This window comes from Sulfobacillus thermosulfidooxidans DSM 9293 (genome assembly GCF_900176145.1).
Lineage (GTDB): Bacteria > Bacillota > Sulfobacillia > Sulfobacillales > Sulfobacillaceae > Sulfobacillus > Sulfobacillus thermosulfidooxidans.
The window spans coordinates 1,699,715-1,721,342 of sequence record NZ_FWWY01000001.1 but is presented as its reverse complement, the minus strand read 5'-3'; the positions used below and the strand labels follow the sequence as shown (position 1 = coordinate 1,721,342).

The window sequence follows — 21,628 nt, the reverse complement described above, 5'->3', positions numbered from 1 at the left end:
ACATGGGAGCGTTACCTAGAAAGGAAAATCCCAGTGGAAAGCCAACAATATCGCCAAACCTTAGGGCATTTTGCAACCGGGGTCACCGTGGTTATCGCCGAACTCGAGGGTTCTTTGCACGGTATGACCGCAAACTCTTTTACGTCAGTGTCCTTACATCCCCCACTGATTCTTTTAGCTATTGACCACAAGGCCCGGATGAAAAATGCCATGATCCCAAATCGCCCGTTAACCATTAGTATTTTGAAAGAATCCCAAAAAGTCCTAAGTCAACTTTTCGCCCAGCCCCATCCCACAAGCGATCCTTTTGATGGTCTACGGTTGGAACGGGCTAGAAACGGTATCCCCTATTTGGCCGACAGTCTAGCCTACCTGGCGTGTCACATTACGCAAATCTTGCCTCAAGGGGATCATGACGTGGTGATATGCCAGGTAGAAGAATTTAACATTTTAAGTGAGGATGGACCCTTGATTTTTTACCAAGGACATTATCACCATCTGGATGGCCTTATCCCTTAACCTTCAAAACGGGGAAGGCCATCCAGATCGGCTTCATCAAGAACTATGCCGCCCAAAGGCAAAGTCCCATTATGGCGTTCAATTTGCCGCATAATAATGGCATCAATCAAGGGCCTCAAGACTTTCGGACGAAATACCGAGTATCCTAAAGCCTTTAAGGCAGTTTTCGGCATGGTTATCCGGCAATGCAAAAGATCAACCGACGTATTGGCAATCACGACATCGGGTTTAGAACGGTCCACGCTGACCACAACGATATCCATCGTAACAATCCTCCTCAGTTTTGGGTTTTCCTATTGCGTGATATCTTTGTCAACCTGAGCTGTTCATAAAGTTCGATCATGCGTTTTAAATTCTCGTCAAAATTGTAGCGGCTGGCAACCCACCTGGGACCCTGTTCTCCCATCTGCCGGATCCGGCTTGGGTCATCGACGATTTGTTGCAAGATTTGTTGCCACGCTACGATGTTGTGGGGCTCCACTAAAAAACCCGTGACATTTTCATCAATGACCTCCGTGAGTCCCCCCAAACGATGGGCAATTACGGCGCGCCCAAGAGCCATCATTTCTAAAGGTGCGACGCCAAAGGATTCACGGCGCGATGCATAAAGACCGACATCGGCCCACGCCAAGACGTCTGGGAGTTCATCGAGACCCACTTTCCCGACCCATGTAATTCGCTCATCCAGGTGGTAGGTTTTTGCCAATTCTAACAAGGTCTGCCGTTGACTTCCTTCACCTAAAATACGCCCCACATAATCTCCTTGGACATCTTTTAACGCCGTCAAAATGAGATCAATCCCGTATACAGGCTCTAACGCCTTATTAATCACAAAGCGTAAAGGCCCTTTATGAGGTGGGTGGGGACGAAACCGATGGAGATCAATCCCAAAAGGAATGACCGAGATGGGTTTATCGGTATAGCGTGCACTGAGTGTTTTCAAGTATTGACTCGAACACGTAATCGCATCCGCTTGCCCAAGAATCCACTGGATCATCCGGCATGACAAAAATCCATGGCGCTCGGGAAAACATTCAATATCAGCTCCCCAGATCGACATCACTAATGGCGATAACCGAGCTAATGCGGCTAATAAGCCGTAATGAGAAATATAGTGCGCATGAATGATATCTGGTGAAAATGCGTGGACTTCCCGGCGAATTTGCCAAACCGCGCGGGGAACGTCGCGTCTGAATCGTAATGCTTTGGGTAATAGGTGCACCAGGTCTTGACCAAAATCATCCCATGGCCTTTCCGACCAGATGGCAATTTCGTGGCCCTGTTGTTTAAGACCCAAGGCCCAACGCCTGGTGTGCACACTCGCCGCATCGGCAATGATAGCGATTCGCATTTAATGATCATCCTGCAACTGGTGGATCATCTCATCTAATTGATACTGTCCATCTCGCCGCAACCGTTCCACACGAATAATATCTTTAACGCGCGCAATACACGTCGCTAAATCATCGTTTTTAACAATATAGTCATAGCTTTTGGCATGGCGTAATTGTTCAACGGCATTATCCAGGCGTGCCGCCAAATTGGATACCTTCGACCGGGAGAGAATGCGTTTTTTGAGTTCCTCGAGGCTTGGGGGCAATAAAAAAATCGAAACCACTCGCCGAAGACGTTCTTGATATTTCAGACGCCCTTTATAATCGAGCTCCATAATCCCGTCACGGCCTTCCACAAACAATTCACGAGGAGAGCCATAATAATGGTCGCGATAAACATTCTCATATTCAAAAATCTGCCCTTGCTCAACAAGCTGTAAAAATTCCTGAACCGATACAAACCGGTAATCAAATCCATCGATTTCCCCTTGCCGGGGTGCCCGGGTCGTAAATGTGACCACTTTATGAAGTGTCGGATCATCTTGTAATAAGGCCCGCATCACCGAACCTTTTCCAGCGCCTGATGGTCCAGTGAAAATAAATAATATCGGTTCCACCTTGTCCTCCGTCGTTATCTTCCCTTTCATCTATTGTAACCAATTTTCCAAAACTCGGGGTCGTTCTTATTCTACTGCCTGATAGCCGGTCGTACCATGGCAGAATCAGGTGCTTTCTAAGTTTTCGGGTGTAAGGCTATTTGCTGGGTCGACGATCGGGAGAAAAGACCTCAATAACCTGTCCATCACGCAATATCTCATCGATTTCCTTCGTTTCTGCTATTAAATAACAACCTACCTTAAATTTTGGGTCATACCGGAACGATTCATTATAATGGGAAAGGAACGGGATGGGAAAAGTTTCTATATATTATGCGTAATCATTTTTGAGATGTTTGCAATTTCAATTCATCGAGATATTTTTGGTTTCATTTGTTCCGGATTTTGAGGAGGTCATCCATGAAGAAACGTCACCTTATCCCTCTATTCGCGAGTTTTTTGACGATTGCCAGTTTCTCCCCACTCACCCATGCCGCCTCGGTTCCCTATGCCAGCCAACTTATGATTCATGGTCCTGAAGGCAATTTACGTCCCGGTACAAGTATCAGCATTACGGTACAAGCCAATGGCCATGGAAGCACACCCCAATATCAATTTTGGATGGAATCCGCCAAAGGGTGGACGCTCCTGCGTAATTATTCGGCCGATAACACCATAAATTTGGGTACCCTACCCGCGGGGAGCTATATTATAGCCGTCTATGCACTAGATCCCAACCAACTACAACAAGGACAATATCACGAAGCGGCTCAAAGTTCCGTTGTCCTCAATATCGGCAGTCAGGTTACCATCTCCGCCCCATCAACGATGCTGGCGGGACAATCCCAACTCCTTCAAGCTGACGCCACAAATCTTATCAGTCCCGTTTATCAATGGTGGTGGCAAAATCCCGAAGGCCAATGGAAATCGAGTGGCCCATATCAAAGTTCACCCAGCTGGAATTTTACGCCTCACCAATCGGGTCTTTACCACCTCATTGTTTATGCCAAAGATCCCTTGGCCCCTAATAACGCCCAAGGCGCCGTCTGGTCTCAAACCGTTAGTCTCAATGTTCAGCCCATTTCATTAGCGTATGGATATTTTCATGTCTCTTCCGATAGCCCCGGCCATGCCTGGTACGATATCCAGCAGCATGCGAGCGCATTCAATGCCATTGCCCCGCTCTGGTATACTTACAATCCATCAAACAGTAATCCTTTTTCGACCGATGTCTCTACCCAAAGCTTACAAACCGTGACCACTTATGCAGCGTCCCATCATATGTTCGTCTGGCCGACAGTTCAGTTGACAGGCACTCTCCCTAGCGACTGGTGGGCAAGTTCCGAGCCTCAAAATTTGATCACCACTCTGATCACAACGGCCGTACAAAATGGATTTAACGGTTATACGCTCGACTTTGAGGACATTCCCGCCGCTCAGGGTGCTGATTTCACCGCATTTGTCAGGGAATTGGCACAGGCCCTGCATCAAGCAAAGTTAACTCTGATAGTCGATGTCATGCCGTTACCCAATAGCGCGTATGATTATCCAGCATTAGCGAAGTCGGCCAATTATTTGGATCTCTTAGCCTACCCTGAATATACCACGACCACACCCACAACCCTGGCTCCCAATCCCGGCCCTACCGAAGGGGCACCTTGGGTCAATAACGCCATTGATCTCGCACTTCAAACCGGAATCTCCCCTAGCCAACTATTACTCGGTGTGGCGCTTTATGGGCAAAGCTGGACTTACACGAATCAGGGATTTCAAGGCGGGGAGGCCATCACGAGCCGGACAATTGCCAGCAATTTGAGCCAGCAATCTGGACAATATGTCTGGGATCCGAGTCAACAGGATCTCGAAATCAATACCGGTCCTCTGGCCGTCGCTCCGCCAGCACCCTTGTCGTTAAATCCGGCGACCTTCAGTCCCCTGGTCCAAAATTTGCAGTTTGTCCTCAATGCCGTTTTATTGCGCTATGCCATATCCCATCAACAAACGCCTCCGGCATTGTTAGCGACAGATGGAGGCTATGGTCAGGACACAGAAGCCGCTGTCGCCTTATTTCAACAAGACTTTAACGTTCAGCCCCAAGTTCTTGGTAGCTATGGCCCTCATACGGCCCAAGCATTACAAGCCGCCATTGATCAATACAATATTGGCCAGACTATGGCATGGGATGAAAATACTGAGTCAATCATCGATCTCTTAACCACCGCTGCTACTGACCATTTAGGTGGCATGACACTTTGGCGGCTAGGATATCAGTCACCCCATTTTTGGACACAATTCACAGGTAATTGGCCGTCCTAAAGCATGTGACAGCCTGTAACAAAGGTCAGGATTGACGTCAAAAAATGCCTGCTTGATAGCCTAAAGCGGCAAAAAATCAAGCAGGCATAAGTCGTGTTGTGCATCAAGCGACGGACGATACGATAACCCACTAATCCCTTGAAGAGTTATCAGGACTAGGCGCACCTATTAAAGCTTCAGACAAACTCTCTGTTCAATTTGGTTACGGCCTCAATGCCCAAACATCTTTCCAAGCGTTGTCCACATGCTGAGGGCTTCATCTTCCATGCGTTCCAAGAGTTCTGCAACAGATGGAATGTCGGTAATGAGCCCCGTCACCTGCCCACCCCAGGCAAACCCTTCATCCCATTGACCGTCTAAGGCCGCTGAACGGTTTTTGTCACCCGAAATATACGGCAATAACTCGTCAATCGATGAAGCCGGTTCGTGAGCCAAAATGGTTTCAACATATGGCGAGGGCAAAACTCGTCCTGGTCTTCCAATCGAGCGTTCGATAATGCGTGTTTCATTCTCTTGGGTGTTAATCAGCCGATCTTTGTAAGAAGGATGGGCTGGGCATTCCTTTGTGGCCACAAAGCGCGTTCCCATTTCAATTCCTTGGGCTCCTAGAGCTAACGCCGCCAGTAAGCCGTAGCCATCCCCAATGCCCCCGGACGCGACGACGGGAACCTGCACGGATTCCACAATTTTTCTTGTTAATACCATGGTTCCCACGTCATCCCGGCCAAGGTGGCCCCCACCTTCGACCCCAACCGCCACAACAATATCGGCTCCTAAACTTTCTGCATTCTTCGCAGCGCGCACACCCGCGGTTAATACCATAAGACGGATGCCGGCATCGATAATACGCCGGGCAAAGGGTTTGGGATTGCCTCCAGTGAGCGAAATAACCGGGACCTGTTCTTCAATAGCCACATCCAACAAATCATCAATCGGCCGGTGACCCAAAGCAAAATTGACGCCAAAAGGTTGATTCGTCCGCTGCCGCACCTCATGAATTTCTTGTCGTAACTGCCCAACATCATCTAAGGTCGTAGCCGTGATTTGTCCCAGTCCTCCAGCCTCAGAAACCGCTGCGGTCAAGGGTGCTCGGGCCAAATATGCCAGTCCCCCTTGAATAATCGGCCGGCGAATATGTAATAATTCGGTGACTCGTGTTTGAATCATAATGCCCGCCGAATCTCTTCTGCCATGCTCTCTAACTGCTCCGGAGTACTCGGGGCAGCTTTGCTAAAATCTAAATCAGACATGACAAAAGCAGGAATGAGGTGCAAATGCGCATGCGGAACATCAAAGCCTGCGACTACCGCCGCAACCCGGTCACATCCTGTCACCCTTTTTAGCGCTCGCGTAATCGGTTTAGCAAAAATCAAAATTTCCTGCAGAAGCTCATCATCCATGTCAAAAAAGTGATCGACTTCTTTTTTGGGGACAACCAGGGTATGTCCCGGCATTACCGGACGAATATCCAAAAAGGCTAGAAAATGATCGTCTTCCCGAATGCGGAAACTGGGAATTTCTCCCGCAATAATTTGTGAAAAAATGGACGCCATGTCACCCTCTCCTCTGTTCCCTTCAATTGTGGATGTGTCTCTTATCATGACAGCTCATCATTCCCACACATCAAGCATGTTTGATTTTCTTCTTCTTGTATTCTCAACTTTCTTGCAAAAATGGTCAACACAAAGAACACATGACGCAATGGACCAACCAAAAGCCCTTAATACAAAGCCGTGCCGGACCAAACGCACAGGGCAGGAAACCCTTATTGTCTCACTGACATGAACCGCCCTTTTAACGAAAAATTAGGCGCACCATGAGAGCACTCCCGTTTGAGGCGTGAGACCTGGTCTTGGAGAGATGACAGAACTTATACGTCAAATTGAGAGGGGAAACCGGGCGAATTGAAGGACGAGCTAGGGCGCAACAAGCGCCCGGCTTCCTGATCACAAATAATATAGACGCGTGGGTGATGTTGTAAAATCGACGCGGGTAGTTCAGGGCACACGGGCCCGTAAACGGCCTTGGCTAAGACAGCACTTTTGCTCGCGCCAAATGCGGCCAACACAATGGTACGTGAGCGCATAATCGTTTTGAGTCCCATAGTTAAGGCCTGTTCAGGAACATGATGCCAATCCCCATCAAACCAGTGCCGGTTCGCTTTGCGGGTATTCTCCGTCAACTTCACAACATGCGTCTCACTATCAAAAGAGGTACCCGGTTCGTTAAATCCGATGTGACCATTGTGGCCAATCCCGAGAAGTTGCCAATCTATGCCTCCATGTTGTTCGATCAGGCGATCATATCCGGATGGGTCTTGTGAAAACTCGGGAAAAGGAAAGAAGGTTTGATTGGGGGTCAAATGCGCCGGATAAAACAAATGATGTTGCATAAAAGCGTGAAACGAATGGGGATCATGGTCTTGTAATCCCATATACTCATCCAAATTGAACGTGCGGACTTGGGCCAGGCTAAGTTGTTCGCGACGGATCCGCCCTATAATCTCGCGATAAATCGGGATGACCGTGGCACCGGTAGCGAGTCCCAAAACCGAATAGGGATAAGCGCGTAATTGACGGGTCAATAAATCCACAATGCGTTGACTGGCTCTTTTCTGATCCCCAAATACTTCGATGTGCATGACCCTCACCTCACTCGGGACATTATGATACGCATCCCTGGTAGCCCCTAGGATAGTCTTTCACTTGTACGGGCAATGAACCCCATGCACTCTGACCACGAAGCGCTCCTAAAGCCGCCTGAATCATCCACGGGGTATTTTCATATAATGCATAAATCCGCTTAGCTCCCATCTCTTTAAACATCGGAAACAGATAAGGTGTGCGCAAGAGCCAAACCACGGCATAAGGATGGGCCTGAAGGAGTAAACTCAGATCGTCCTTGATTGGTCCCAGCGTGCGCGAGAGGTAGATTAACCAATCATAGTGCAAGACCTCTTCAACATCGCCTAATGCCTCGCTCTCCGAGAACGCTCGCACCTCCGCACCTAAAAGACCGGCTTCAATGCTTTGCACTAAACTCGCGTGCACGGCATCGGGTCCGGCCGCAATCATTTGAGGTGCCCCGGTATCGAAAACAACAGCAACACGCCGGGGTTTGGGAAAAGGCCGGGAGACTCCCGGTTCTGTTTTTGATTGACTGCCATCATAAAGGCAGGTTAAGGCATGCTGGGCGGCGTCTTTTTGCAGATCGAGCGCCTTTGCCTGCAAGAGTGGCAAGCGGTCTTGGGATTCATGAACACTCTCATGCAGGGCTGTTTTAAGGCGCTCTATACGCCCATAAGCTTCTTCGAGACGGGATAGTGGCAACTGACCTTTAACCACCGCATCATAAATAGCATTCATCGCTTCAATCTGCAGATCAAGGTGATGAGAAACCATAATCATATCTGCACCCGCTAACAAGGCCATGACGGCTCCTTGACCTACCCCTACAGTCCCTAAAATCGCCTGCATCTCAAGACAATCGGTAGTAACCACCCCAGTAAAGCCCAAGGTTTCACGCAGCAAGCCTTGGAGTACCTTGGGAGATAAGGTGGCAGGATGATCGGCATCAAGTTGTTCAAACACAATATGAGCCGTCATAACGGCAGACAATCCATGATGAATGGCTTGTTCAAAGGGTAGCAACTCGACCGCTTTCATCCGGTCGAGATGATGGGAAATCCGGGGCAAATCCGTGTGGGAATCGACATGCGTATCACCATGCCCGGGAAAATGTTTGCCGCAGGCGATCACTTTGGATTCTTCTAACCCGCGGATCATCGCCACGCCCATTTGGGCCACGCTCTTCGGATTGTCACCAAACGATCTCACACCAATCACAGGATTTAAGGGATTATTGTTCACATCTAAAACCGGAGCCAAATCCATATTGATGCCAGCCAAAGCCAGAAATGCACCCGTCATTTGGCCGACGCGGTAAGCCCATTTATCATCTCCTGTGGCTCCCAAGGCCATATTGCCGGGGAATCCGGGAACATCCTTACTGAAGCGCGACACCAGTCCATTTTCTTGATCCGTACAAATCAGAAGAGGATCGTCTTGTCCTGTCTCCTGGGCTAATTGCTGCAAGCTTTGGGTAAGATGTCTCGTTTGTTCCAAGGACTCAATATTCCTTGAAAAAAGAATGATATTGCCCACATGATATTCACGAATTAATTGCTGCACATGGGCATCCACATCGGGACTCGGAAAACCACAGACCATTAGTTGGCCAATCAGATGGCGCAATTCACGGGACATCATTACACCTCACACCTATCAGTCTTATCATGATTTTTCGGGATATAACAAATCTTGGGCGACTTCGTCACGAAATTGTTCTAATTGCCTGGCTTCATCTTGCAAGAAATCAAGACCATGACCAGATTCAATCGCTTTCCGTAATCCATCAGAACCCGCTAATAAGTCAAAAAACAACCGATCCGCATCGTGGCCGTTATGAGAAGGTCTAAGAAACGCAAAATGTTCAGGATAGGTGTCATGAATTAATTGCACCAAGGCTATCCCGACTCTAAAAGGGGTCAGCACTTTGCGGTCTATAACATGAAGTTGGATTCCTTGACACAGAGTCTTAGCGTAAATGGAACGCCACGGAGAAAAATACAAGGGTCTCGCACGGATTCCCGGCCACTGTTGTTGATTGAATCGCTCGGCCAATTCAAAACCGTCAATATATGGTGCACCAATGATTTCAAAGGGTTTCGTCGTTCCCCGGCCAACGGATACATTGGTTCCTTCAAACAAACAAGTTCCTGGATATAAGATCATCATATCAATGCCCGTGGTATTAGGGGAGGGGGGCACAAAAGGTAATGCCGTGTCGTCCCAATATTGCCCCCGTTGCCAATGTTCAAGGGCCATAACGTCTAAATCGAGATGGGGATAACGCGTGCGTTTAAGCCACCTCGCTATCTCACCCAAAGTTAACCCGTGACGGACAGGAATAGGAAGACTTCCCACAAAGGAGGTATAACCCGGTTCGGTTAACGGGCCTTCCATGGAGCTGCCAATAGGATTGGGCCTGTCTAGCACCAAACAGCGGATGTGATTCTCGTCACAGGCTTCTAAGACTCCTTTTAACGTACTTACGTGAGTGAAATATCGAGTGCCGATATCTTGCAGGTCCACGATCAGCAAATCCACATCCTCTAACATTTCCGCTGTGGGTTTTCTGTCCGTGCCGTAAAGGCTAAGCGCCGGAAGTCCGCTACGTGCATCCTGTTCGCTGCTAATATGCTCACCTTCAGGGCTCGCTGTGCGAATCCCATGCTCGGGCCCAAACAGCTTGACAATATTGGATCCAAACACTTGAATTAGGCGATCAATAACTGGATGCAAATGACTATCGGTCATCGCATAATTGGTCACCACACCAGTCCGGTTGCCCTTCACCCATGAAGGATATTCGTTAATCAAACGATCAATCCCCAATCTGACCATAGTAACAGCAGCATCCCTTTCTTTGTGCCATTATGCCTGGGGCCCTAAATGTGGTACCCTGCGATGTAAATCGCCTGGCGGCACCATAAAAGCTTGCGCTCGATTAAAACCTTTTGGAGCGCCACGAACCTGCATTAAAGCTTGATAATAAGTGATATAGGGAAAGCGGGTAATTTCGCCACGGGCAAACGCATAATGCGAAATAGCTTGCAACCATAATTCATAGGCATCGGGTTGAATTTCCACAAAAACTTCGGGAACAAATCCCTCACTATCTTCCCAATTGTCCGCGTAATAAACATAGGGAACAAAGTGCGAAGGTAAGGCACGCTCATACCATTTCAAACTGGCATAAAATAGGGCCTGCTCCGTAATGTAGTGTGCCGCGGCATGGTCAGGATGAATACTTTGTTTCCAGTGCGTAATCACGACGGCGGGACGAATTTCTCGAATAATGTCGGTCATTTCATGAACGGTGTCGGAATTCACTTCCAGTTCCCCATCGTGATAAGGTAAAAACCGGACATGCGCACCAATGTGTTGAGCAAACAAGGTCGCTTCCTCAATTTTTTGCTTTGCATATTCATGAGGATGTAACCGCGGATGTCCCTTTTCTCCCGGGTTAAGATGGACTAATGTCACTTCGTCGTGATTTAACACGTGCTGTGCGAGTACCGCCCCCGCCGTTAAATCCATGTCGCCAGCATGAGCTCCAATCGCCAGAATCCTCATTAGTATGTCAACCTCCCCTAACATCCCATCACTGACAAAATTCCTTCTCTTTCACGGCCTACCTATGGCGTTCTCTTCGGCGAGAGGGTTTTCACCATGACATGAAAACGTCGAGTTACGGCAAACCCGGTGCGGAGATAAAGATGGCCCGCTGGTTCTCTCTCTCCCGTCCACAAAAACCATGCCGAATGGAGACCTTGCCGCTGCATGGCCTCTAAAGTCCGGTACAACAACACTTTTCCGAGATAATGGCCCCGTAATGCTTTCGCCACACCAAACGGTCCAAAACGCTCAGCAATATCCTCATATCCCCCATACATGGCGAAACCCACAATTTGATCGTCCTGGGCTACGACCCAAATCTGCGATAATGATAACGATCCCAACAGTGCCGTGCGGACCGCCCTTTCCCAGTCACGATCAAATTCTTGATGCAAAAACGATAATAAGGGCCAAATTTGAGAGGATTTGAGGGGGTGAACGACACATCCTTGCTGTTCTAATTCTTGTTGTTTGAGACGAACGTCTTCAGGCACACAAAAATCCACAAGATTTTTGTCCATCGCCACCGGGGAATAAAGCACAGAAAAACCATGATGCAACAACCAATCGTAAGCGCGAGGATACCGATTTGCATCAAGACCAGGAAGAAAATAATTTGGAGCATAGGCAGCAAACATCACTTTGTGGCGGTGATGAGACAGAAAATATTGTTCGGCATGTTCCCATAATTGGTGCGCAATCCCTAATTTTTGATAGGGGGGAGCGACGCCAAAGGTTGTAATCCATCCTTGGTCATCTGATTGATGTGAAGTGTCTTGATGATCAATCACGGCCAAGATCCACCCTACGAGTTCGCCATCATGCTCTGCAACCCATAACCCTTGAGGGCGGAAATTGGGATCAAGCAGAACTTTTTGAGTAAACCGTTTGAGGGTAATCCCATCTTGGGGTAATGTCTGGTTCCAGACATCAACCAAAAGGGCTTCATCTCCGGGGCGGTAACAACGAATGAGCATACTGCCTCCTCCTTGCCATTGTTCCCTTGTTGTAAGTGTTGTCTTTAGGACTCAATCAAGGACCGAGGGCTAAATATAATTCAGATCGTCGGTCAAGATAAAAGGAAGATTTAAGCTCTCATCAAACGGCGGTCCAAACAGATGGCTCAAGAGCTGCTCGTCTGAAAGGGTCTTTAGGCTCATAATGTCTTGAGCTTCTTCCTCAAGCCGTGAGGCATAGGCATGAATTAATACGTCGGAATTGGCCACTTTAACGGTGCCTTGAATGGGTTCTTCATGCATCATCCAACCATGCGCTATCGCTAGAGATTTCATCCAATGGTCCATGGCATGAATATGAAACGTGATATCGTTCAGATTCATCTGCCTGAGAACGTGGGCCAAAGCCCCCGGCATTCTATCACGGTTTCCAGCCCATTCCATAATCATGCCATGCTGGGGTTGGGATTCTCTAACGAACACCACAAGATAGCCCTCAATAGATAATTCCGATTCGATCACAAACAGTTCTTGACGGAAATGGGGGCGCTTAAACCACAAGGCATTCAATAATACCGCCATCTGTTCGGCACTGCGCTGAAACCGGTAACTTTCTTGCTGGTAGATGCTCGCCAACAAAGGAGCGTAACCCTGCCGGCTATGGGACTCAATGTATCGTATGTTCCCATCGGCTGAAGAATCCCGGGGAAGCATGTCGGCATTGACATGAACGGTGTACATCCGGCCAATTTTCCTTGCTCCCTGCCTGAGATATAAATCCCGGTCACCTGAAATGAGACAAAGGGCTTGCCCTTCTTGCGTCATGACATCAAAAACCGTCTTCAAAATCGTCGTAGCCAGTTTTTGTCCACGATATTGAGGCAAGGTGACAACACTACCGATCGAGGCCACGGGAATATGGGCTCCGGGAATAATAGCCGTTTGTTTCAAAACCGCCACCATGCTCACAGGAGTGGAATCCATTTCCGCATAAAATAAGTTGTGCGCGTTACCTGAATGAAAAAGATGAGGAAATTCTTTGGGCATTCCCTCACCCGGACGTTGCTCAGGTCGGTAAACCTTATCAATCATCGCTCCTAACATATTGACCATTTCCGGCACGGCCCGTTTGACGGTAATGTGACGAGTCATCTGTTGTTCATCTCTTTTCTATTTGGATTGATGATTTATGATGGCGAAAAATCAAGTTTGCTAGAGAAATCACGGCCTTCTAGTTCTGTTCCGTCTTTATCCAAACAAGCAGGCTGCCGCCACATTATGGAAACGGCGTCGAAAATCACTAATATCTGTCTGCCTGCCAAAATGCACCCGGTTCGTGAGCAAAATAGCCCAATAACCAGAGGGCCTATCGAATACCAACGATGTTCCCGTAAATCCACTATGGCTGACTGTGGTTGTGGGCCATAAATCCCCCGCAATATCGTAACTATCGTGGCGCATGACAAATCCCAAGCCCCTGGAACCGCCGAGGCCATGCGTATAGGAATGCAAAGAACGTTCTTTGACAACCTCACGCAGAGGACCTTCCTGGCCGACCCACATGGCAAGATACCGGCTTAAATCCTGAGCCGTTGAAAACAAGCCCGCGTGACCTGCAACACCTCCCATCGCGCGAGCATTTTCATCATGCACAATTCCCACTAAAGGTTGTTTATCTACCACTTCAGTGGCAGCAAAATTTTTTTCTGCCAAAGGTCCTAAAAGTCCCAAAGGAGAAAGAAAACGCGTGTTCTTCATTCCTAAAGGCTCGAAAATCTGCTGTTGACAGAACTCCGATAACGACTGTCCACTAATTTTTTCGACTAAGGCACCCAAAAGAATAAATCCCAAATCACTATAGACGACACGAGTGCCAGGCTCATAACTCAAAGGCTCATGGACTACGAGATTCACAATCTCCTGAAATCCCTGAGCCCATTCATAAAATGGTTGGTGAGAAATCAATCCCGCGCTATGGGTAAGCAAATGGATAATACGCACTTTGGCTTTCATACCGTCTTGAAAAGCGGAAAAATATCGTGACAGGAATGACTCTAGGGAAAGCTGCCCAGTTTGCACAAGCAATAAAACGGCTGGCAAGGTTGCCACAACTTTGGTCAATGATGCCAGATCAAAAACCGTATCGGACGTCATCTTCCGCTTTTCTCCATAAATTTGGGCGTAACCCTGGTGGTAACGAAAGAGTACGTTGTCATAGCGCCCGAGCCAGGCCACCACACCGGGTATCAGCTGATGTTCGGTGCTGTAATCCAGCATCTGCTTGACCTCATAAAATCTCTCCGTAATGCTCACCTTCCCGTCTTCTTCAGTGTCATCTAAAAGTTCATTCACTCACGCCTGCCGCTGCTCATGCGTGTGACAAAAGCCAGGCGTCATGGTTTTTCTGGTCGGGCTGTGGCCACCACGCGCCGGACAGTTGGAAAATGACAAGCATGATCATGCCCATCCCCTTGCAAAAGGGGACGAGTTTGCCGGCATTGATCCTGGGCAAAAGGACAACGCGGTTCATACAAGCACACAGTCTCTTGAATCTCTCCGTCCTCATCAGCCCTTAAGGGAATATAGCGGTCGGGCCCTGGGATTTCTAACCCTTTTAAAACCGGAACCGCACTTAACAGGGCTTGCGTATAGGGATGATAGGGATGAGTAATCACCTCATCGGTCTGCCCTGATTCGATGATCATCCCCTTATAGATCACAAATAACTGCCCGTCTTGTCCCACATAGCGGGCAGCCGCCACATCGTGTGTGATAAAGAAAAGCGAAATGCCAAATTGATCTCGTAAGTCCCGAAGTAATTTCAATACCCCAAGCCGCAATGACACATCAATCATCGAAACGGCCTCATCGGCCACGAGCACTTTGGGTTCAACAGTTAATGCCCGAGCGATGACAATACGTTGTCGTTGCCCTCCAGATAACATATGGGGATATTTGTCTAAGACACTCACGGGTTCAATACCCACCATTTGCAGCACTTCATTGATCCGTTGTTGAACCCATTGGGGCCCTTTATGCTGTTCTCGTGCGATAACGGTCAATGGGTCTTTTAAGGCCTGTTCGATCGTCCGAGCCGGATTTAACGCTTGGTAGGGATCTTGTTGGATCAATTGCACCTTGCGAAGAAACCGTAGTCGTTGGCGTTGCGGCAAAGCCGTAATATTGACGTCATCCCACCAAATCTCTCCTGCACTCGGTGTCTCTAATCCCGCCAATATACGCCCGATTGTGGTTTTCCCTGATCCTGACTCTCCAATAAACGAAATGGCTCCTCCATCAGGAATGGCAAAGCTCACCCCTCTTAGTGCCACCACAGCGTCACGTCCGAGGAGTCCCTTACGCGATGGGAATACTTTAACCAGGTTAGTCACATTAATCATGTTGTGTCACCCGAAAGCATGCGACATGTCGACTGGGACCTAGACGTTCATACACTGGTCGAGTGAGCTCACACGGCGCAAAGCGTAGAGGGCACCGCGCCGCAAAAAGACAACCGGGCTGGAAAAACGTCACCGCATCGGGAGGAGAACCAGGTAGAGCGACAGCTTGCTCGAGCTCACCCGTGATTCGGGGAATAGCCCTAATCAGACCTTGCGTATAAGGGTGGGCAGGATGTGCGAGGACCTGTTCGGTTGGACCCGCTTCTGCCAATTCGCCGCCATACATCACAACCACATTGTCGGCAAGGTCAGCCACGACGCCCATATCATGGGTAATGAGAATCGTCGTCAATCCCCGCTCTACATGGATCTGGCGCACAATTTGAAGAACTGCCGCCTGCGAAATCATGTCTAAAGCCGTTGTTGGTTCGTCCAAGATGACCACTTGGGCATCTAAAACCAGGGCAAACATAATACCCACGCGTTGGCGCATCCCCCCCGACAACTCGTGTTGATAGGATGTTAAGACACGATCCGCATTGAGACCCATTCGTGTCAATAAATCTTTGGCTCGCCGAATAAGAGCTCGCAAATCCTTGACATTATGCGATCGCCCTAAATCCAGCACTTGGTGCCCGATACGCCGAAGTGGGTTCAAGGAATTTTGTGCCGCCTGAAAAACAAACCCGATATGCCGTCCGCGCGCCTGTCTTCGGCTTTCCTTGTCAATTTTGAGCATATCCCCAATACCATCGACAACCACAGACCCGCTAACAATTTGTCCGGGATGCGGCACCGCATTCATCAGAGCCATGGCCAAAGTCGACTTGCCGGATCCCGATTCGCCAATGATGCCGGTGATTTGTCCCGCCGGTATGTCCAAATTGATACCATTCACGGCGGGAATATCGCCTTGACCCGTGTGATAAACGACTTTCAAGTTGCGAATAGAAATCCCCACAGGCTGCACATGGGCCCTACTAAGGTTTACTCCCAACGATCTAGGCCTCCTTTAAACGCGGGTTAAAGAGTTCATCCACGGCATCGAGAAAGAGTACCACGCCTAATGTCAGTACGAGCAATGCGATTAGGGGAGACAGTAAATAAGGCAAGGCTTGAGTACTGGACATGGCTCCGGCAGAAAAGACAGCTAAGTTGAGCATGACGCCCCAGTTATTGACTTGAAAGGGCACCACACCTAAAAAGAATAATCCGACTTCCGCATAAATACTGCCTGTGATGGCCAATAACAAATTCATCGCAATATATGAACCCACATTCGGCAAAATTTCTTTAAAGAGAATATGCATGGGAGAGAGTCCTAAAGTCCGGGCGGCTTCAATAAATCCCCGTTCACGCAAAGATAAGGTTTGAGATCTCACCGCCCGGGCAAGTCCTCCCCATCCTGTAATCCCAAGCACAAAGCCCATAGCAATAGGTTGACCAAAATTCCACACGGTGGATAACACGACTAACAACGGAAAACCGGGAATGGTCAAAATAAAATCGGTTATCCGCATGATAATCGAATCCGACCATCCCAAAAAATATCCGGAAACTAATCCTAAAACAGTACCAAATACGACGGTAAAAATCGCTGCCATAAAGGCTGCAAACAGAACATACCGAGCACCGGTCACAATTAACGCCAAATTGCTGGTGCCTTCAAAATCTGTGCCCAATGGATATTTCCAGCTTATCGGGGCATATATGGCATTAGGATTAATCGGAAGATTTTTGGGATACAGATAAGGCCCGACAATGGCCATCAATGTAAAAAGCACAATAATCGCCAGTCCCACCAGCCGACCCGGTTTTTTCACAATAATCTTCCATGCCGTACGAAAGAACGTTGGCCTTTTCCGGCGAATCGGGGGCGTTGTGGGATTTGTCGACGTCGGTACTGCCATGGACATTTTTCATCACCTCCGTATTCTCGGATCCACGACCGAGTACAGAAAGTCAGCGAAAATATTCGAGATAATCACAGCTACTGTAATCAGCAAAAAGGCCCCACTCATCAACGGATAATCCCTGGCATTGATTGCATGAAGCAGCAAATTCCCCAGTCCCGGATAATCAAAAATATCTTCAATGAACAAGGACCCCCCAAACATGAAGCCAATCGACAAAGCAAAAACGGTAAACAAAGGGAGGATCGCATTATGGGCAATATATTTAACCTGAGTCGACATTTTTAAGCCACGCACTTCCGACGCCAAAATGAAATCGTCACCTAATACTGTGATCACGCTTGATTTCATGGTTAGTAACCATCCACCATAACTGGATAGAGCATACGTAGCGACAGGCAAAATGGCATGGCGGACGAGGGAGGAGATAAAAGGCCAATTGAATCCGGGCGTTAAAGCCGCATTATAAGGCGCCCCAAACGGAAGAATCGCCCAAAGTGTCGTAAAAACATACGCCAAAAATAATCCCATCACAAATTGAGGAATTCCGTGCAATATCGATCCGGACAACGATAAGGCATTTCCGACTGGGGACGAGCGCTTAATGGCAGCAATCACGCCCGCTAATACTCCCACAATAAAACTTGCAATCAGGCCCGTTAAGACCAATATAATGGTCCATGGAGCAGCGCCTAAAATGATATGAAGAACGGGAATCCCCTCATAGGAAATAGATCGTCCCAAATTTAAGTGTATGATCTGATTGAGATAGAGCACATATTGTTGCCACAACGGTTGGTGAGGAATAAATCCATACATCACTCGCACTTGGTCCATTGCTTGGACCGGCGTCATGCCCCGCATAATTAACTCATTATACTTCGCCTCAACAGGATTGCCTGGCATCAAACGAACCAAAAAGAAGGTAAAGGATGCAACCGCCAGGACCATGATAATTCCTGCCAGGATTCTTTTCACGAGTCGAATCCAGATTTGCACGCTGTCCCTCCATTCTCTGTGATATGATGCCAGTTCGCCACGCAGATTCTCGCAGCAGAACTGGCATCATATGGTTCTTCCTCTATTTCGGTTTCACGTAACCCTCCATCATCCACACGCCCGGAGGATTATTCAGTAAACCGGGATTGTTTACCGGGAAGTCAGTGAACCGGTTGGTATTAATAAACTGCACATTGATGTAGTTCCATAAGGTAATCATGGGAAGACTCACGTTGGCAGCCAGAGCTAATTTTTGCACAATCGGACGCTGCTCTGAGGGAGTCAAATTGTTAAGAGCATAGGTGAGACGACCCGGATCGATCACTTGCCCGTTTGGCAATTTGACAGTGCGTGGTGCATCTAGCCAGTTTCCCTCTGTCTTGTTGCTGTAGGGATAATGCACCAACTGCCCGCCGACAACGTTGTATCCATCATCGCTTCCCCAGATTCTTTGAAATGTTGGATAGGCTTCCGGTCCCAGAGCATTGAGCCAGAATCCTATAGCATATTTATCCAAAGCGATGTTCTTGAGATATTCCGAATAACTGCTGACAATGGCGGGCTGAGTAGGAATGCCAAATGCGGTCATTTCACTAGAAATCACTTTGGCCGCTTCAATCCAGTCGCTAAATCCATTTACCGTATAGATCGTGGCTGTCCATGGCTTTCCGTTCGGCATCATCCATTGCCCGTTAACTTTCTTAAAGCCCGCCTTTTCTAACTCATGGGTTGCTTCAGTTAAATTGTAATTATAGGGATTTAATTGTTTGATTTGGGCCGGCGTAAGCCATTTTTCCGTAGCCGCATCCACCATGCCATCTGAGTATTTCGATACAGTTCCCACGACCGGCTCCGCCACTTTCTGCACGGCTTGACGGTTTATAATGTGGGCTAAAGCATATCGCACATTAGGAATGCCATAGGGATAAATGCCTTGGTTAAAGGCCAATGCTGCGGCGACATATGCAGGTGCTACAACTTTTTGATTACCTTTGGTCTTAAGGATTTGATTGAGGATATTGGTGGGCATTGCGGTAAAGGGCGCCATGTCTAATTGTCCTGCAATCAAATAGTTCCAAATTTGTTGGTTACCCGTGTAATTTCGAAATACCACTTGTTTGACATGAATATTTTGGGCGTCATAAAAATCCGGGTTCTTAACAAGCAAGGCTTCTCCCGGGTTTAAGTTTTTTAGCACAAATGGCCCGGCCGAAATATCTTTTGCGGGGGAAAATGCGGCGACTTTTTTGCCCAAATTGGTCAATTCCGTTTCAGCCTTGCTTGCCAAGGCCTTTTTAGCCGGATTGGAACCGGTATATAACGACTCATTAATAATCGTCCAGATATTGGGCCCCAACACTTTATCATATTCAAAGCTCGGAATAATCGGCTGTTGCATCAAGTTGTTAAAAAACAAATTATAATTTTGACCAGGTACCTGATTAAATTGAATCTCTGTCGGAGAAATAATCTTTACACTGCCCAAATAAAATGCCTGCGCATTGCCTTGGGTAAACGCGGCCGCCATCGACGCCTTAACATCCTCAGCCGTCACAGGTTTGCCATTGGACCATTTGGCGTCTTTTTGCAACCACACCGTCACGGTCCGTCCCCCATTGGAAATTGTCCATTTTTCAGCTAGTCCCGGATAAAACGCATTGGGATTTGTGGCTGAATTGGCTGACCACCCGAGTTGCATTTGATCAAAACTCAGCCAATTGTTGCCATTACTATTAAAAGGGTTTAACGGGGCTCCCACGGTAATGCCATGACTTTCATCAATCGTCGTGAACGTACCGGAAGCCGTGCTTTGCGTAGGAGATGCGCCGCAACCAGCCGCCATAACACCAATGCTCGCCACTAATACCATCCCTATGGCTTTTTTCATCAGTCTCGCTCCTCTAAAAAATTCTCGTGGGTACGCACTTATCCATAATTTTCAGAATACAAAGGGCCCAGATCGGCTTGAGCGTGAATAAATGGGATGAATAATCTGTAAGATTTTCTAAATTTATGTTATCATATTTCAAAAGTTGAACCAATATGCTGAAAAAATAATTCATCACAAGTTACAAATCTCCCAAATTTGTCAGTTCTATCCGATAGAGGTAGGAGGATTTCTTGAGTGGCTATTTCTGGCGTTTTGGATCGCCTCAGCAGCACACTACCGACACTGGCCAAGTCCGAAGCACGGATTGCTCGCTGGATTCTTGAAAACCCACGTCAACTGGTGGATCTTACCGTTAAGGACTTGGCACGCATCACAGGCAGTAGTCAAGCCGCTGTTATCCGGCTATGTAAGTCCATTCAAGTCCCAGGTTATCAAAGCCTGAAAGTGGCTGTAGTTGCCGATATAACCCGTGAAGAACGTCCCCCCACATCCCGGTTTATGGAAATTGATCCGACCACGCCGTTGTCTCGTTCCATTCAATCCTTAAAACGCAATACCATCATGGCGATTAACCGCACCCTCAATGACATGAGAGAAAATGACATCGATGCCATCGTCCAACGATTGAAACAAGCCAGGTGGATTGTCTCTTATGGAATTGGTGCCTCGGCAATCGTGGTAAAAGATTTCCAACAAAAATTATGGCGTCTGGGCCTGCCAGTGTTTTTTGCCGAAGACTTCCACGTTATGGCCACTATCGTCGGTCAACTCACGGCCGATGACATATTTTTAGCGGTATCCTATTCAGGAGAAACATCTGAAGTGCTAGAACTCGTTCAATTGGCTCGAAGACGAAAAGCGTTTATTGCGGCGCTAACCCGCTTTGATCGGAAAAATCCCTTGTCACGGCTTGCCGATTTGCCGATTTATGTTTACGCCTATGAGGCGTCCCCCCGCATTGGTGCCAGCTCTTCCCTTATTGCCTCGTTAACCGCCATGAGCGCTTTATTATTTGCGTTGGCCAATACCCTCGCCGAAGAAGCTGAAAGCAAATTATCTGACACGCTAGAAGCCGTCCGTCCTCACCGCGTTTCTCTTCCCGAGACACGACAAGATACCGACAATAATCCATGAACCCCACCGCAATAAAATCACGGGCAATAAGAAAATTAAAGCCAACGGACTTTGATTTTTGCGTAAAAACTGGGTATGATGAGAACAATCTAATCGGGAGGGTACTATCATGTTATGGATATTAGGTGGGATTGCCATGGTTATTTCGCTACTCATCGGCATCCGCTTCATGGCTGACCACAAAGAAGAACCGTAAAAAATTTGTTGGATTTCCCGGTTACCCTGGTTCCCACTTTCGGCCGAGTCCCGTAACAGGATGACTCGGCTTTTTTTGTGGTGTCTGTCATTGGATGCAATTTAGATTCTTTTCTGTGTGCAAAGATATGGGAT

Annotated in this window: 20 protein-coding genes; 3 read left to right on the top strand and 17 right to left on the bottom strand. The window is 48.0% G+C overall.

Features of this window, described 5'->3' with window-relative positions; translation table 11 throughout:
- Positions 1-33: 33 nt before the first annotated feature.
- On the top strand, positions 34-519 hold the full coding sequence (locus B8987_RS08630) for a flavin reductase family protein (protein ID WP_020375701.1): 486 nt from the start codon (positions 34-36) through the stop codon (positions 517-519).
- Here B8987_RS08630 and B8987_RS08625 read toward each other — a convergent pair.
- From B8987_RS08625 to gmk, 3 genes are read right to left on the bottom strand one after another with little or no spacing between them, the layout of a single operon-like run.
- A complete protein-coding gene (locus B8987_RS08625; protein ID WP_020375700.1) occupies positions 516-782 on the bottom strand; it encodes a hypothetical protein in 267 nt (88 codons plus the stop codon). The two genes, B8987_RS08630 and B8987_RS08625, sit on opposite strands and share 4 nt — an antisense overlap.
- 14 nt (positions 783-796) lie before the next feature.
- Positions 797-1,870, bottom strand: coding sequence for a glycosyltransferase family 4 protein (locus B8987_RS08620; protein WP_084661270.1), 1,074 nt, complete (start codon positions 1,868-1,870; stop codon positions 797-799).
- Complete coding sequence (gene gmk / locus B8987_RS08615) at positions 1,871-2,470, bottom strand: guanylate kinase (protein ID WP_020375698.1); 600 nt, start codon at positions 2,468-2,470, stop codon at positions 1,871-1,873.
- Positions 2,471-2,869: 399 nt separating this feature from the next.
- Here gmk and B8987_RS08610 point away from each other — a divergent pair, with 399 nt between their 5' ends.
- Positions 2,870-4,765 carry a glycosyl hydrolase family 18 protein gene (locus tag B8987_RS08610; RefSeq protein WP_084661269.1) on the top strand — a complete coding sequence of 632 codons (1,896 nt, stop codon included), beginning with the start codon at positions 2,870-2,872 and terminating at the stop codon, positions 4,763-4,765.
- 210 nt (positions 4,766-4,975) lie between these two features.
- Here the strand turns inward: B8987_RS08610 and B8987_RS08605 are convergent, their stop codons facing one another.
- From B8987_RS08605 to B8987_RS08540, 14 genes are all read right to left on the bottom strand, one after another.
- Positions 4,976-5,932 (bottom strand): NAD(P)H-dependent flavin oxidoreductase, encoded by a 957-nt coding sequence (locus tag B8987_RS08605; RefSeq protein WP_084661268.1) that lies wholly within the window; start codon positions 5,930-5,932, stop codon positions 4,976-4,978.
- Positions 5,929-6,318 (bottom strand): HIT family protein, encoded by a 390-nt coding sequence (locus tag B8987_RS08600; protein ID WP_020375695.1) that lies wholly within the window; start codon positions 6,316-6,318, stop codon positions 5,929-5,931. Before B8987_RS08600 ends, B8987_RS08605 begins: the two co-directional genes overlap by 4 nt.
- Before the next feature lie 317 nt (positions 6,319-6,635).
- Positions 6,636-7,406: a glucosamine-6-phosphate deaminase gene (locus B8987_RS08595; RefSeq protein WP_084661267.1), complete on the bottom strand. Its 771-nt coding sequence runs from the start codon at positions 7,404-7,406 to the stop codon at positions 6,636-6,638.
- Positions 7,407-7,428: 22 nt separating this feature from the next.
- The gene (nagZ, locus tag B8987_RS08590) at positions 7,429-9,033 is read right to left on the bottom strand and encodes a beta-N-acetylhexosaminidase (RefSeq protein WP_084661266.1); all 1,605 of its coding nucleotides are present in this window, start codon (positions 9,031-9,033) and stop codon (positions 7,429-7,431) included.
- A gap of 24 nt (positions 9,034-9,057) precedes the next feature.
- Positions 9,058-10,230, bottom strand: coding sequence for an exo-beta-N-acetylmuramidase NamZ family protein (locus B8987_RS08585; protein WP_084661265.1), 1,173 nt, complete (start codon positions 10,228-10,230; stop codon positions 9,058-9,060).
- Between the two features lie 30 nt (positions 10,231-10,260).
- On the bottom strand, positions 10,261-10,962 hold the full coding sequence (locus B8987_RS08580) for a PIG-L deacetylase family protein (protein ID WP_084661264.1): 702 nt from the start codon (positions 10,960-10,962) through the stop codon (positions 10,261-10,263).
- 62 nt (positions 10,963-11,024) lie between these two features.
- Positions 11,025-11,981 (bottom strand): GNAT family N-acetyltransferase, encoded by a 957-nt coding sequence (locus B8987_RS08575; RefSeq protein ID WP_084661263.1) that lies wholly within the window; start codon positions 11,979-11,981, stop codon positions 11,025-11,027.
- A gap of 69 nt (positions 11,982-12,050) precedes the next feature.
- Complete coding sequence (locus tag B8987_RS08570) at positions 12,051-13,112, bottom strand: GNAT family N-acetyltransferase (RefSeq protein ID WP_084661262.1); 1,062 nt, start codon at positions 13,110-13,112, stop codon at positions 12,051-12,053.
- A 96-nt stretch (positions 13,113-13,208) separates the two neighbouring features.
- Entirely contained in the window at positions 13,209-14,312 is a 1,104-nt protein-coding gene (locus B8987_RS08565) for a serine hydrolase domain-containing protein (protein WP_207651512.1), read from the bottom strand.
- A gap of 41 nt (positions 14,313-14,353) precedes the next feature.
- Entirely contained in the window at positions 14,354-15,361 is a 1,008-nt protein-coding gene (locus B8987_RS08560; RefSeq protein ID WP_084661260.1) for an oligopeptide/dipeptide ABC transporter ATP-binding protein, read from the bottom strand.
- Positions 15,354-16,358, bottom strand: a complete 1,005-nt coding sequence (locus B8987_RS08555; protein WP_084661259.1) for an ABC transporter ATP-binding protein — start codon at positions 16,356-16,358, stop codon at positions 15,354-15,356. The genes B8987_RS08560 and B8987_RS08555 overlap by 8 nt, the downstream gene beginning before the upstream one ends.
- A gap of 4 nt (positions 16,359-16,362) precedes the next feature.
- Positions 16,363-17,277 carry an ABC transporter permease gene (locus B8987_RS08550; protein ID WP_084661258.1) on the bottom strand — a complete coding sequence of 305 codons (915 nt, stop codon included), beginning with the start codon at positions 17,275-17,277 and terminating at the stop codon, positions 16,363-16,365.
- A 6-nt stretch (positions 17,278-17,283) separates the two neighbouring features.
- Positions 17,284-18,273 (bottom strand): ABC transporter permease, encoded by a 990-nt coding sequence (locus tag B8987_RS08545; protein WP_084661257.1) that lies wholly within the window; start codon positions 18,271-18,273, stop codon positions 17,284-17,286.
- 82 nt (positions 18,274-18,355) lie between these two features.
- On the bottom strand, positions 18,356-20,161 hold the full coding sequence (locus B8987_RS08540; RefSeq protein WP_084661256.1) for an ABC transporter substrate-binding protein: 1,806 nt from the start codon (positions 20,159-20,161) through the stop codon (positions 18,356-18,358).
- A gap of 237 nt (positions 20,162-20,398) precedes the next feature.
- On the opposite strand from B8987_RS08540, the gene B8987_RS08535 reads away from it, so the two are divergent.
- Positions 20,399-21,298 carry a MurR/RpiR family transcriptional regulator gene (locus tag B8987_RS08535; RefSeq protein ID WP_084661255.1) on the top strand — a complete coding sequence of 300 codons (900 nt, stop codon included), beginning with the start codon at positions 20,399-20,401 and terminating at the stop codon, positions 21,296-21,298.
- Positions 21,299-21,628 lie beyond the last annotated feature (330 nt).

Excerpts from the sequence above, each read along its gene's own strand:
- B8987_RS08625 (WP_020375700.1), bottom strand. The coding sequence starts at position 782 with ATGGATATCGTTGTGGTCAGCGTGGACCGTTCTAAACCCGATGTCGTG.
- B8987_RS08620 (WP_084661270.1), bottom strand. The coding sequence starts at position 1,870 with ATGCGAATCGCTATCATTGCCGATGCGGCGAGTGTGCACACCAGGCGT.
- B8987_RS08610 (WP_084661269.1), top strand. The coding sequence starts at position 2,870 with ATGAAGAAACGTCACCTTATCCCTCTATTCGCGAGTTTTTTGACGATT.
- B8987_RS08605 (WP_084661268.1), bottom strand. The coding sequence starts at position 5,932 with ATGATTCAAACACGAGTCACCGAATTATTACATATTCGCCGGCCGATT.
- B8987_RS08600 (WP_020375695.1), bottom strand. The coding sequence starts at position 6,318 with ATGGCGTCCATTTTTTCACAAATTATTGCGGGAGAAATTCCCAGTTTC.
- B8987_RS08595 (WP_084661267.1), bottom strand. The coding sequence starts at position 7,406 with ATGCACATCGAAGTATTTGGGGATCAGAAAAGAGCCAGTCAACGCATT.
- nagZ (WP_084661266.1), bottom strand. The coding sequence starts at position 9,033 with ATGATGTCCCGTGAATTGCGCCATCTGATTGGCCAACTAATGGTCTGT.
- B8987_RS08585 (WP_084661265.1), bottom strand. The coding sequence starts at position 10,230 with ATGGTCAGATTGGGGATTGATCGTTTGATTAACGAATATCCTTCATGG.
- B8987_RS08580 (WP_084661264.1), bottom strand. The coding sequence starts at position 10,962 with ATGAGGATTCTGGCGATTGGAGCTCATGCTGGCGACATGGATTTAACG.
- B8987_RS08575 (WP_084661263.1), bottom strand. The coding sequence starts at position 11,981 with ATGCTCATTCGTTGTTACCGCCCCGGAGATGAAGCCCTTTTGGTTGAT.
- B8987_RS08570 (WP_084661262.1), bottom strand. The coding sequence starts at position 13,112 with ATGACTCGTCACATTACCGTCAAACGGGCCGTGCCGGAAATGGTCAAT.
- B8987_RS08560 (WP_084661260.1), bottom strand. The coding sequence starts at position 15,361 with ATGATTAATGTGACTAACCTGGTTAAAGTATTCCCATCGCGTAAGGGA.
- B8987_RS08550 (WP_084661258.1), bottom strand. The coding sequence starts at position 17,277 with ATGTCCATGGCAGTACCGACGTCGACAAATCCCACAACGCCCCCGATT.
- B8987_RS08540 (WP_084661256.1), bottom strand. The coding sequence starts at position 20,161 with ATGAAAAAAGCCATAGGGATGGTATTAGTGGCGAGCATTGGTGTTATG.